Below are 12,620 nucleotides of genomic sequence, written 5' to 3' on the forward strand. Positions count from 1 at the left end.
GGGCGGCGGACCGGTGCGTCACCAGCCGCGCAGAAAGCGCAGCCCGAGCAGGAACGCGATCACGGCGGGCCCCACCAGCAGGGTGATCGCCTGGAGGCGGTACGGCATCCGGTGCCGGGTCAGCTCCCCCGCGTTGCCCAGCACGATGGCCCCGGCCAACATCAGGAAAGCGCCCCACCAACCGGTCTTCAGGTGGATCAGATCCACCCGGATCAGTTGCAGGGTCAGGCCGAGCAGCGCGCCGGTCAGCGCGAGCAGGGCCACCGCCCGGTGCAGGCCGCGGGCGAGCGGGTGGGCCGCCCGCCACCAGTAGGTGCCGGCGACCGCCAGGCAGGGCAGCACCACCAGGAGTGGCCAGCCTCGCCCCATCACGCCGAACATCAGCAGCGCGCCGACCGCGAAGACGATCGTGCCGACGCAGGCGAGCATGTACCCGGCGAAGGCCCGGCCGCCGCCGCGAACCAGCAACGGCCCACCGCTGGCCGCGATCAACGCGGCCGGGATCAGGATGAAGACCGCCCACCAGTGGAACTGGCCGCTCCCCTGAGCCGCCGTGGCGACCGTGGCACAGGCCAGCCCGGCGACGGCCAGGCTGGTCAGCCACGGCCGGCTGCTCCGGGAGTACGGCTCAGCCAACGACGTCCGCTCCGCTTCGACGCTCACGCCCACCAGCCTGGCCGGAGGTGGCCTGACCGGTCCATCCGGCCAGCCCTACCGCCGCGCGGGGGCTGGCCGGAACAGCGGCTCGCACCGTTGTCAGCTCGTCTCGCCGGCCACGCTGAACGAGCGCAGGCGGTCGATGGCGAGCACTGTGAAGCCGACGCTGACCAGCGCGGTCATCACCGACGCCACCGGCACCGACACGCTGGTCTCCAGCAGCCCGGTGGGGGCGATCCGGTCGGCGAGGGCGATCACGTACTGCTGGATGGAGAGCACCTTGGTGCCGCTGACGAAATTGCCCAGCAGCCCCTCCCAGATCAGCACGTAGACCAACCCGAGCAGCACCGGCCGCCTGGTGACCAGGCTGAGCGCGAGGAACAACGCCGAGTACGCCAGCGCGCCGAGCGCCGCCGAGACCGCCAGCGCCAGTCCGAGGCGTACCGAATCGGCGAGCACACCCGCGACGTAGAGCGGCACCGCCACTGTGACGGCAGTGACCCCGGCGGCCACCGCGAGCTTCGGCAGCACGATCTGCCAGCGCGGCAGCGGCTTGGTCAGGATGTGCACCACGGTGCCGTCGTCGATCTCGGCGCCCAGCACGCCGGTGCCGATGATCAGCGCGACCACCGGCAGCACCACGGCCAGCCCGAGACCGACCAGCACCGGCGGCCCCCACTGGCCCGGGTCCACCCCCAGCGACCGGCAGAGCACGGCCAGCCCGAGCAGCACCAACGGCAGCGGTAGCAGCAGCAGGAACCGACGGCGGCCGAACAACCCGCGCGCGGTGATCCAGGTAACTGTCGACATGTCAGGCCTCCACCAGGTAGGAGAAGACGCTCTCCAGGGACTCGTCGGACGGCACCAGCTGGCGTACCCGGATGCCCTTGTTCAGCGCGATCCGGGGCAGCGCCCGGGTGAACGCGCCGTAGTCACCGGCCCGGACGGTCAACCCGGTCGGGTCCAACTCGACCCCACTCACCGACGCCTCGGCGATCAGCGCGACGGCCAGCGCCCGGTCGTCGGTGGAGCGCACCGCGAAGACGTGCGGGCGGTTGGTCATCAACCGGCGGATGGTCCGGAAGTCGCCGGAGGCGGCCAACCGGCCGGCAACCATCACCTGCACCGTCCCGGAGACCTGTTCGACCTCCTCCAGGATGTGCGAGCTGAACAGGATCGTCCGGCCAGCGTCACCCAGGGTGTGCAGCAGCTGCATCATGTGCAGCCGCTGGCGCGGGTCCATGCCGTTGAACGGCTCGTCGAGCAGCAGCACCTGCGGATCGTGCACCAACGCGGCGGCCACCCGGGCGCGCTGGCGCATGCCCTTGGAGTACGTGCCGATCCGGCGGTCCTGCGCCGACTCCAGCTCCACCAGATCGATGGCCCGTCGGGCCGCGGCCGCCGGATCGGGCAGCCGGTGCAGCTTCGCGCTGGCCAACACGAACTCGTAGGCGGTGAGGAAACCCTGCACCGCCTCCCGCTCGCTGACCAGCCCCAGCCGCCGGTAGACGTCGGGGTTGCGCCAGGTCGGCTCGTCGTCGAGGGTGACGGTGCCGCGCGACGGGGAGAGGAACCCGGCCATCATGTGCAGCAGCGTGGTCTTGCCAGCGCCGTTCGGGCCGAGCAGCCCGGTCACGCCCGGGCCGAGGGACATGCTGATGTCGTTGACAGCGACCACGTTGCCGTACCACCGGGACACCCCGGTCAGGCTCAGCGTGCTCATCAGGAGGCGACCTTCCGGTAGCGGGCCAGCAGGAGGGCGGTCGCGCCGGCGACCAGCAGCACCGCGGCCAGGGCGTAGACCGGGCCGAACCCGCCGATCATCATCTCGCCCGGATCGCCCTCGACCAGCAGGTCACCCAGGGACCAGATGCCCACCCCCTGGACCAGCGTGGAGGGTGAGGCGAGCCCGGCCAGCTCGTTGGCGGCACGCGACGGCAGGATGCTCAGCACGCCCACGATCGGGGTGGTCATCAGGAAGACCGCGACCACGCCGCCGGCGGCGAAGGCACGCTTACCGGTCAGCGACGCGACCAGCAGACCGACCGAGGCGAAGACCACCGCCCACAGCCCGGCGTAGAGCAGCCCGGGGAGCAGGTCGAGCAGCTCGTTCCACACCCCGCGCATGCCCTGCTTGGTGGTGAACGCGGCACCCAGGAACATCAGCAGCTGCGGCCCGCCGAGCAGCAGCCAGAGGGCAGTGACCAGCGCCAGCAACTTGGCCAACGCGTAGTCGGTGCGCGGCAGCGGCCGGGAGAAGTACAGCGGCAGCACGCCGCTGCGCAGATCCCGGGAGACCAGCTCCGGAGCGACGACAGCGACGAAGAAGATGACCAGCCAGCTCATCGCGTCGGCGAACTGGGCGTACGTGGCCACCGGCTCGCCGATCTGGCTGCGTATTGCGGCCAGGGCCACCGCGACCAGGGTGACGATGCCGACCACCAGCCACGGGAAGATCTTGGCCTTGGCGCTGCGGCCGAGACCGAACGCGGTGCGCAGACCGTGCCCGTAGAGCGCGCCGAAGACCTGCCGGCGGCCGAGCCTCGGGCCCTCGTAGCGTTGGTAACCGATGTCGTGGATGACGCCGGTCGGCGTGGAGCGCACGGCGGCGGTGGACGGCTCAGGCATGTGTGAGCTCCCTCGTGGCGAAGAGTTCGGCCACCCGGTGCCGGCGCTGGTCCAGTCGGTGCAGTGGCAGGTCCAGTTCGGCGACCGCACCGAGGATCAGGTCGTAGGTGCCGTCGTCGGCGAGCGGCACGAGGAGCAGTCGCCCGTCCCGGGCGACCGGCAGTTTCAGCTCGGCGAGTCGGGCGGCGAGTTCCTCGGTGCCCTCGCTGACCTCCACGGCGAGCACGTCAGTGGCAGTGGTCATCGCGGAGATGTTGTCAGCGCGCAGCAACCGGCCGCCGTCGATGGCGATCAGCGTGTCGCAGATCCGCTCCACCTCCCCGAGCAGATGCGAACAGACCAGCACGGAGATGCCGAACTCGGTGCCGATCCGGTGCACCAGGGCCAGCATGGCGTCGCGGCCGGCAGGGTCCAGGCCGTTGGTCGGTTCGTCCAGCAACAGCAGGTCGGGGTCGTGCACCAGCGCCTGGGCCAGCTTGACGCGCTGCTTCATGCCGGTCGAGTAGCCACCGACCGGGCGGTAGCGCTCCTCGTAGAGCCCCACGTGCCGCAGCGCCTCCGAGGCCCGCTCGCGAGCCGCGGTGCGGGGAAGGCCGCTCATCCGGCCGAGGTGGGTGACCAGCTCGGCGGCGGACAGGTCCGGTGGGAGGCAGTCGTGTTCCGGCATGTAGCCGACGCGGCTGCGGACAGCCGCCGGATCTGCGGTCGGGTCGATGCCGAGCACCGAGACCTGACCGCTGGTTGGTGCGATCAGGCCGAGCAGAATCTTGATCAACGTGGATTTGCCGGCGCCGTTCGCGCCCACCAGGCCGATGATCCCGGGCTCGACGGCGACGGTGAGGTCGGCCAACGCGGTGACCCGACCTCCGTACGTCTTGGTGAGCGACTGGGTCGCGATCAGTGTCACGGGCTCAGCGTAGGGAGTCGATGCCCAGCAGGGACACCGGCACGCCCCCGGCACTCCCCTGATCCTTTTCCCGCCGGACCCCTAAGGTCCCCCGCCGCGGCTCCCACGGCGTTTGCGCCGGTCCCGCGTTCGACCCGACCCCGCCTTGGGAAAGACCCGTCCAGGGTGACACCATTCACCTCCCGTTCACCAGGCATCGACCCGCCCGGTGATCGACCGACGACGCGGGAGGAATCCTGATGGCCGAGGTGGGCGTCCCCAAGGTGAGCGTCGTGGTGCCGGCGTACAACAGCGGCCGACACATCGAGAAGCTCGCTGCCTCGCTGCTGCGCCAGTCACTGCCCGCCGACGAGTTCGAAGCCGTCTTCGTCGACGACGGCTCGACCGACGACACCGCGGAGCGCCTGGACCAGCTGGCCGCCGAGCACCCACACATCAGGGTGCTGCACATCGAGAACTCCGGCTGGCCGTCGCGTCCGCGCAACCTCGGCGTCGAACACGCCCGCGGCGAGTACGTCTTCTTCGCCGACGACGACGACTGGTTCGCCGACGAGGCACTGGAGCGGCTCTACGCCTGCGCGAAGGCCAACGACGCCGACATCGTGGTGGGGAAGATGGCCGGGTACGGACGCCCGGTGCCGCGGGAGCTGTTCCGCAAGAACCGCTTCGACGCCACCCTGGCGAACGCGCCCCTGATCGACAGCCTGACCTGTCACAAGCTGTTCCGGCGCGCCTTCCTCAACGAGCACGACCTGCGGTTTCCGGAGGGCGGAAAGCGTCGGCTGGAGGACCACGCGATGGTCGTGCGGGCCTACTTCCTGAGCCGGCACACCTCGGTGCTGTCCGACTACGTCTGCTACCACCACGTCCACCGGACCGACGCGCGCAACGTCACCGCGGGCCGGCTGGAGCCGTCGAGCTACTACCGGGCCGTGCGGGAGGCGCTGGACATCGTCGACGCGCACACCGAGCCCGGTCCGCTGCGGGACCGGTTGCACCGGCGCTGGCTGCGCAACGAGATGATCAGCCGACTGCGCGGCAAGCGGCTGCTGGAGGCCGACGAGGCGTGGCTGGAGCAGGTCGCGCTGGAGACCCAGAAGATCATCCAGGACCGCTTCGCCCCTGGTGTCGCCGCCGGGTTGCCACCCCTGCTGCGGGCCGTGGCATACCTGGCGGAGCGGGGCCGCGTCGCGGACCTGCGCAAGCTGGCCCGCTGGGAGGCGGGCATCGCCGCGCACGGCACGATCGACGAACTCCAGCGCGCGGACCACGCCGTCACGGTGACCCTCGCCGCCGAGCTGCGCTCGGAGAACCAGCCGGTCGGCTTCCGCACCGACGATGGCCGCGACGTGCTGGTGCTCCCGATGGACGAGATCGCCCCCGAGGTGCTCGACGCCACCGCGCAGGTGCGCAAGGCCCGCCTGGACCTGGTGGCCCGCCACCGGGAGACCGGTGCCGAGATCTTTCTTCCGAACACCTTCCAGACCGAGCGGATCACCGGTACGACCGGAGCGGACACCGTCCACCTGGTGCACCGGGCCACCGCCACGATCGACTTCGCCGCCCTCAACGGGGGCCGGACCAGAGGCAGCTGGCAGCTCAAGGCCCGGATCACGAACGTGGGATGGACCGAGGACGCGCGACTGCCGCTGGTGTTCATCTGCCGGGCCGACGGCTCGCGACCCCGGATCCGCGACCAGCGGAAGGTGTGGAACCGGCTGCGGTCGGCGGTAGGCCGGCGGATCAAGCGCTGATCCGCCCGCGTGGGTCTTGGAGTGGCGCCCTCGACCGATGGGCGGTCGGCTGCGAAACTGTGTGCCGGTCAGCGAGTGGGGGGTGTGGATGAGCAACGGCTGGGTGCTGCCCGACGAGGTGCTGCGTGACGCACCGGCGTACACGCCACGTCCCGGTGAGCTCGCGGATCTGGAGCTGCTGCTGACCGGCGCGTACGCCCCGCTGACCGGCTTCATGACCCGCGCCGACCTGGTCTCGGTCAGCCGACGCTCCCGGCTGGCGGACGGCACACCGTGGCAGGTCGCGGTCGTTCTCCAGGTGCCGGCCGCCCTGGCGCAGAGCTTCGATCCGCGCGACCCGGCCCGGCGGGCGCTCGTGCTGACCGACGGGGAGGGCGCCCCGGCGGCCGCCCTGGACGTGGCCGACGTCTGGCCGGTCCGCGACGGCGTGTCGGGAGTGGGCGGCCAGGTTCGACGGCTGGGCGACGGCGGGCACGGTCCGTTCCAGCGACTGAGGCGCAACCCGGAGGAGGTCCGTGCGCTGCTGCCCCCGGGCCGGGTGCTCGGTGTGATCGCCGATCGGCCGCTGCATCGTCCACAGCTCGCCCAGATCGCTCACGCCGCCCGCACCCTGGCCGCTCATCTGCTCGTGATGATCCCGGTCGGCGAGGGTGGCGCAGACGGGCTCCCACCGGAGGCGCTGGTCCGTTCGATCTTCGCCGCGCGGGACCGGATGCCGCCCGCCACCCTGATCGCGGTGCCACTGTCGCACCGACGCGAGGAGATCAGCGACGCGTTGCTGCGCGCCCGGGTCTCGGCCGCGTACGGGGTCACCCACCTGCTCTCCACCGGGGAGATGCTCTCCGGCGCCGGGCTGCGGGTGCTGGTGCCGCGCGAACTCGCCTACGACAACCGCGACGGGCAGTGGCGTTGGCGGGAGGACATCCCGCCGCGCAACCGCCGGCTCGCGCTGACCCAGCCGGAGATCGACGACCTGCTCGACCGGGGCTTCCCGCTACCGGAGTGGCACACGCCGCCCGCCGTGGCGCGGGAGTTGGCCCGGGCCCGGCCGCCGCGTCGGCAGCGAGGGCTGGTGGTCTTCCTGACCGGTCTCTCCGGCTCGGGCAAGTCGACGATCGCCCGAGGGTTGGCGGACGCGTTACGGGAGAGCGGCGACCGCACTGTGACCCTGCTCGACGGGGACGTGGTGCGTCGGGAACTCTCCGCCGGGCTGGGCTTCAGCAAGACCGACCGTGATCTCAACGTCCGGCGGATCGGCTGGGTGGCCGCCGAGATCGCCCGACACCGTGGGGTGGGCATCTGCTGTCCGATCGCCCCGTACGCGGCTGCTCGGGCCACCGCCCGGGAGATGGCTCTCGCCGCCGGATCGGGTTTCGTGCTGGTGCACGTGGCCACTCCGCTGGAGGTGTGCGAGCAGCGGGACCGCAAGGGCCTGTACGCGCGGGCGCGGGCTGGCCTGCTCACCGGGATGACGGGCATCGACGACCCGTACGAGGAGCCGACCGACGCCGATCTGGTGCTCGACACCACCGACCTGAGCGTGGCGGACGCGGTGCAGGCCGTGCTGCATCATCTGACCGAGACCGGCTGGGTGGAGCTGAAGATCGCCACCGCCTGAGGCACCGCCGTACCCGTTTCTTTCACCGCTGAGCGGCACGCGCTAGTGTTCATCTTTGTTGGAACACGTTTGACCGCGTGAGGTACGTGGACGCTCGGGGAGGCATGGCTGATGCTCGCTCAGCAGCGGCAGGCGGCCATCCTGGAGCGGGTGCGCACGACCGGCGGCGTCCGGGTCAGCGAGTTGGCAGGCGAGTTCGGCGTCTCCGACATGACCATCCGGCGTGACCTCGACGCGCTGCACGAGCGCGGCCTGCTGGCCAAGGTGCACGGCGGCGCCACCACGACCGGGCCAAGCTCGACCGACGAGCCGGGCTTCCGCGCCAAGTCGGTCCGCCAACTGCCGGAGAAGGCCGCCATCGCCGACCGGGCGGCCCAACTGGTCCGGCCGGGAGCGGCGGTCGCGCTCTCCGCCGGCACCACCACCGCCGAACTGGCCCGCCGGCTGCTGGACGTGCCCGAGCTGACAGTGGTGACCAACTCGCTGCCGGTGGCCGAGATCATGCACGCCGGTGGCCGCCCGGACCAGACGGTGGTGCTCACCGGCGGCGTACGCACACCGTCGGACGCGCTGGTCGGTCCGCTCGCGGTCGGGGCCGTCCGCTCACTGCACCTGGATCTACTCTTCCTGGGCGTCCACGGCATCACCGAGCGGGCCGGCTTCACCACACCGAACCTGATGGAGGCGGAGACCGATCGGGCGCTCGTGGCGGCGGCGGACCAGCTGGTGGTGCTCGCCGACCACACCAAGTGGGGCACCGTCGGCATCTCCTCGATCGTCGGGTTGACGGCGGCCCACGTACTGGTCAGCGACGACCGGTTGCCTCCACCCGCACGGCGGGTACTCGGCGAACAGGTGGGCGAACTGATCATGGTCAAGGCGACAGGGGCGGGCCGCGTGACGCGCACGCCGACAACTGAGGGGACGGCGCCGTGAAGCGCACCGCGATCGACCTGGCCGACGGCCGGGAGCTGATCTACTTCGACGAGCGCGACGACGCGGTCCGCGACCAGCCGGACCGCCGGGACCTGCCGCCGCCTCCCCCCGCGTCGCAGCTGCGCTACGACCCGTTGACCGACGAGTGGGTGGCGGTCGCCGTGCACCGGCAGACCCGCACCTTCCTCCCGCCGGCGAACGAGTGCCCTCTCGACCCGTCGGTGGGCGACCGGCTGACCGAGATCCCCGCACCCGACTACGACGTGGTGGTCTTCGAGAACCGGTTCCCGTCGCTGAGCGGTCGGGTGGCCGAGGAGCCCGGCGAGATCACCCCGTTCACACCGGTCCGGCCGGGCCTCGGCCGGTGCGAGGTGGTCTGCTTCACGTCGGACCACAACGCCTCCTTCGCCAGCCTGCCCCCGCGCCGGGTCCGCACCGTGCTGGACGCCCTCGCCGACCGCACCGAGGTGCTCGGCGCACTGCCCGGCGTCGAGCAGATCTTCTGCTTCGAGAACCGGGGCGTTGAAATCGGCGTCACGCTGCACCATCCGCACGGCCAGATCTACGCGTACCCCTTCGTGACGCCGCGCACCCGCGCGCTGCTGGCCGCGGCACGCCGGCACGCCGAGCGAACCGGCGGGGGCAACCTGTACGCGGACGTGCTGGCCGCCGAGCGCGCCACCGGTGACCGGGTGGTCACCGAGAACGAACACTGGACGGCGTTCGTCCCGGCGGCAGCCCGCTGGCCGTTCGAGGTGCACGTCGCGCCGCACCGCGTGGTGCCCGACATCCCGGCGCTCAGCGACAGCGAGCGGGAAGCCTTCGGGCCGCTCTACCTGGATCTACTTCGTCGCTTCGACGGCCTGTTCGACATCCCGATGCCGTACATCTCGGCCTGGCACCAGGCTCCCGTACGGGTCGACCGCGAGCTGGGCCACCTGCACCTGCAGCTGTTCAGCATCCGGCGGGCCAAGGACAAGCTGAAATACCTGGCGGGCTCCGAATCCGGGATGGGCGTCTTCATCAACGACATCGCTCCGGAACGCGCCGCCGACCTGCTGCGCGCCGCCTGAGCGCGGCGCGGCGCAGCTCGGCGCTGTGCTGTTCGGCGCTGTGCTGTTCGGCGTTGGCTTGGCGGGAAACAGGGCGCGGGGGGCCCGGGACAGGGCCCCCCGCAGGGAAGGGACGGCTGGCTGTGCACGGCACAGCCGGGAAGGCTGGCTGATCGGCGCACGGGTGCCGCGGGTCGACCGTGGTCAACCTTCCTGGACGCGACTGGCATCTCGTCCATCCTGGTCAACGAGGCGCGCCGGGGGCAGTGACGCCGACCGGCGCGGCAACGCTGGACACGCCGAAGCCCGCCGGCTGGGACGCCGGCGGGCTCCGATGACGCGGTACGCCTGGATCAGGCAGCGATCTTGCGGGCCAGGTTCTCGTCGAGCGCGTTCATGAACTCGTCGGTGGTCAGCCACGGGGCGTCCCGCGAGATGAGCAGCGAGAGGTCCTTGGTCATCTGGCCGCCTTCGACGGTGTCGACGATGACCTGCTCCAGGGTGTTGGCGAACTCGGTGACCGCCGGGGTGCCGTCCAGCTTGCCCCGGTGGGCCAGGCCCCGGGTCCAGGCGTAGATCGACGCGATCGGGTTGGTCGACGTCTTCTCACCCTTCTGGTACTGCCGGTAGTGCCGGGTGACAGTGCCGTGGGCGGCCTCGGCCTCGACGGTACGACCGTCCGGGGAGAGCAGGACGGAGGTCATCAGACCCAGCGAGCCGAAGCCCTGCGCGACGGTGTCGGACTGCACGTCACCGTCGTAGTTCTTGCAGGCCCAGACGTAGCCGCCCTCCCACTTGAGCGCGGCGGCGACCATGTCGTCGATCAGCCGGTGCTCGTAGGTGATGCCGGCGGCGGCGAACTCGTCCTTGAACTCGGCCTCGAACACCTCGGCGAAGAGGTCCTTGAACCGACCGTCGTACGCCTTGAGAATGGTGTTCTTGGTGGACAGGTAGACCGGGTAGTTGCGGTCCAGTCCGTACCGGAACGACGCCCGGGCGAAGTCCCGGATCGACTCGTCGTAGTTGTACATGCCCATGGCGATGCCGCCGCCGGGGAAGTTGGCGACCTCCATCTCCATCGGCGCGCCGCCGTCGGCCGGGGTGTAGGTGATGGTCACCGTGCCCGGGCCGGGGACGACGAAGTCGGTGGCCTTGTACTGGTCACCGTGGGCGTGCCGGCCGATGATGATCGGCTTGGTCCAGCCGGGGACCAGCCGCGGCACGTTGGACATGATGATCGGCTCACGGAAGACGACGCCGCCGAGGATGTTGCGGATGGTGCCGTTGGGCGACCGCCACATCTTCTTCAGGCCGAACTCCTCGACCCGGGCCTCGTCCGGGGTGATGGTCGCGCACTTGACGCCGACGCCGTGCTCCTTGATGGCGTTGGCGGCGTCGATCGTGACCTGGTCGTCGGTCTCGTCGCGGTGCTGGATCGACAGGTCGTAGTAGTGCAGGTCGACGTCGAGGTAGGGCAGGATCAGCTGCTCCCGGATCTGCTTCCAGATGATCCGGGTCATCTCGTCGCCGTCGAGTTCTACGACCGGGTTGTTTACCTTGATCTTCGCCATCGGCCGGCGCTCCTCTCGGGGGACACGTGCTCAAGCAGTACGAGCGTACTGCAATTGGGCGGACAGCCCCCAGCCGGCCTCGACCGGCCGGCGAAACCGGGCTGCGCGGAACAGGAATGCCCTGGAATCATCGTCCGATGCCACTGAGCCGCACACTCGGGTCTATCACGGTCACCGCGCTCACCGACGGTGAGGGTGCCTTCTTCCAGCCCCGCGCGGAGGCGTTTCCGCAGGCCACAGCGGCGCACTGGGCGGAGGCCGACCGGCGCGACCCCGGCTCGGTGACCGCCGACGGGCAATGGTGGCTGCCGTTCCGCAGCTTCGCGATCCGCGCCGGAGACGGGCCGGTCACGCTCGTCGACGCCGGGATCGGCCCAGCCGACGCACCCGCCGCGAGCTGGGCGCCAGTGCCGGGGCGGATGCCCGCCGAGTTGGCTGCGGCAGGCATCGACCCCGCCGATGTCGACACTGTCGTCCTGACCCACCTACACAGCGACCATATCGGCTGGGCGGTCACCGGCACGCCGGGGCAGCCGTACTTCCCGAACGCGAGCTACCTGGTCCAGCGCGCCGAGATCGACGCGGCGGAGACGCTCAACCCCGGGCTGCCGGCTGGCCTCATCGCGCCCCTGCGCGCCGCCGGCCAGCTCCGGGTGGTCGACGGCGAGACCGCCCTCACCCCAGCGGTACGTCTGCTGCCCACCCCCGGTCACACGCCCGGTCACCAGTCGGTGCTCCTGACCTCGGCCGACGAACGGATGCTGTTCACCGGGGACCTGCTGGTGCACATGGTGCAACTCGTCGACCCCGAGCTGGCGTACGCCCACGAGGAAGACCCGGAACTCGCCCGCACCTCCCGGCTGACCGCCCTGCGCACCCACTCCCCCACCGTCCTGGCCACCCCCCACCTCGGAACCCCCTTCACCAGCCCTTCCTGATCACCCGCCGCGCCCCCTCACGCCCGATTGATCATGAAGTTATTGCCACGACACGCCGAGCCGGAGGGCAACAACTTCATGATCGACGGGGTGCCGCGCAGGGGTCACCCATCGGAGCGGTCGAGCAGGGCCCTCGATCCTGGATCGAGGGGTGACGCGAGCCCCGGGAGACCACTACAACGAGGATCGAGCACGATCTCGACTCAAGATCCGCGCAACAACAGCGAAGGTGCTGCCTCCAGTGCCCGCAAGGCAGCAACATCCCCGAAGTTGCGTGCGCCGCACCCGACGTCCGCCCCACCCCACCCGCCTGGCCGCGGCGTTCGCCACCGCCGCCCCCTCCTCGTTGATCAAGAGGTTTGCGTCACCACGGGCGCGATTCCTGACGCAAACCTCTTGATCAAGCGCAGCCGGACCCGGGGTTGGTTGGGGTGGGACTGGGCTCGGTGGGGTGGACTGGGCTCGGTGGGGTGGACGGCGAAGGGCGCGCCGGCTTTTGCCGGTGCTTGTCGCGGTCGGCGCGGCCGAACAGGCCCTTGCCGGCACCGAGCAGCACGGG

General features: G+C 70.9%; 11 protein-coding genes. 5 read left to right on the forward strand and 6 right to left on the reverse strand.

Annotated elements, in window-relative coordinates:
* Positions 1–18 precede the first annotated feature (18 nt).
* The 5 genes from AB0B68_RS23295 to AB0B68_RS23315 all read right to left on the reverse strand — a co-directional run bounded on the left by AB0B68_RS23295 (position 19) and on the right by AB0B68_RS23315 (position 4,192).
* The gene (locus tag AB0B68_RS23295; protein ID WP_355010176.1) at positions 19–663 is read right to left on the reverse strand and encodes a hypothetical protein; all 645 of its coding nucleotides are present in this window, start codon (positions 661–663) and stop codon (positions 19–21) included.
* A 93-nt stretch (positions 664–756) separates the two neighbouring features.
* On the reverse strand, positions 757–1,467 hold the full coding sequence (locus tag AB0B68_RS23300; RefSeq protein WP_355010177.1) for an ABC transporter permease: 711 nt from the start codon (positions 1,465–1,467) through the stop codon (positions 757–759).
* A gap of 1 nt (position 1,468) precedes the next feature.
* Positions 1,469–2,380: an ABC transporter ATP-binding protein gene (locus tag AB0B68_RS23305; protein ID WP_357207860.1), complete on the reverse strand. Its 912-nt coding sequence runs from the start codon at positions 2,378–2,380 to the stop codon at positions 1,469–1,471.
* Entirely contained in the window at positions 2,380–3,285 is a 906-nt protein-coding gene (locus AB0B68_RS23310) for an ABC transporter permease (RefSeq protein ID WP_357207863.1), read from the reverse strand. Before AB0B68_RS23310 ends, AB0B68_RS23305 begins: the two co-directional genes overlap by 1 nt.
* Positions 3,278–4,192 carry an ABC transporter ATP-binding protein gene (locus AB0B68_RS23315; protein ID WP_238681676.1) on the reverse strand — a complete coding sequence of 305 codons (915 nt, stop codon included), beginning with the start codon at positions 4,190–4,192 and terminating at the stop codon, positions 3,278–3,280. The genes AB0B68_RS23310 and AB0B68_RS23315 overlap by 8 nt, the downstream gene beginning before the upstream one ends.
* A gap of 239 nt (positions 4,193–4,431) precedes the next feature.
* Here AB0B68_RS23315 and AB0B68_RS23320 point away from each other — a divergent pair, with 239 nt between their 5' ends.
* From AB0B68_RS23320 to galT, 4 genes are all read left to right on the forward strand, one after another.
* A complete protein-coding gene (locus AB0B68_RS23320) occupies positions 4,432–5,946 on the forward strand; it encodes a glycosyltransferase (protein ID WP_357262656.1) in 1,515 nt (504 codons plus the stop codon).
* An 88-nt stretch (positions 5,947–6,034) separates the two neighbouring features.
* The gene (cysC, locus tag AB0B68_RS23325) at positions 6,035–7,564 is read left to right on the forward strand and encodes an adenylyl-sulfate kinase (RefSeq protein ID WP_357262659.1); all 1,530 of its coding nucleotides are present in this window, start codon (positions 6,035–6,037) and stop codon (positions 7,562–7,564) included.
* 111 nt (positions 7,565–7,675) lie between these two features.
* A complete protein-coding gene (locus AB0B68_RS23330; RefSeq protein ID WP_357207882.1) occupies positions 7,676–8,500 on the forward strand; it encodes a DeoR/GlpR family DNA-binding transcription regulator in 825 nt (274 codons plus the stop codon).
* A complete protein-coding gene (gene galT / locus AB0B68_RS23335) occupies positions 8,497–9,573 on the forward strand; it encodes a galactose-1-phosphate uridylyltransferase (RefSeq protein WP_357207886.1) in 1,077 nt (358 codons plus the stop codon). Before AB0B68_RS23330 ends, galT begins: the two co-directional genes overlap by 4 nt.
* Positions 9,574–9,905: 332 nt before the next feature.
* On the opposite strand, the gene AB0B68_RS23340 is transcribed toward galT, so the two are convergent.
* Positions 9,906–11,123 (reverse strand): NADP-dependent isocitrate dehydrogenase, encoded by a 1,218-nt coding sequence (locus tag AB0B68_RS23340; RefSeq protein ID WP_355010184.1) that lies wholly within the window; start codon positions 11,121–11,123, stop codon positions 9,906–9,908.
* A 137-nt stretch (positions 11,124–11,260) separates the two neighbouring features.
* Between AB0B68_RS23340 and AB0B68_RS23345 the strand changes: the two genes are divergently transcribed.
* Positions 11,261–12,061: an MBL fold metallo-hydrolase gene (locus AB0B68_RS23345; RefSeq protein ID WP_357262662.1), complete on the forward strand. Its 801-nt coding sequence runs from the start codon at positions 11,261–11,263 to the stop codon at positions 12,059–12,061.
* The last annotated feature ends 559 nt before the right edge of the window (positions 12,062–12,620 follow it).

The organism is Micromonospora sp. NPDC049049 (genome assembly GCF_040649115.1).
Taxonomy (GTDB): Bacteria; Actinomycetota; Actinomycetes; order Mycobacteriales; family Micromonosporaceae; genus Micromonospora.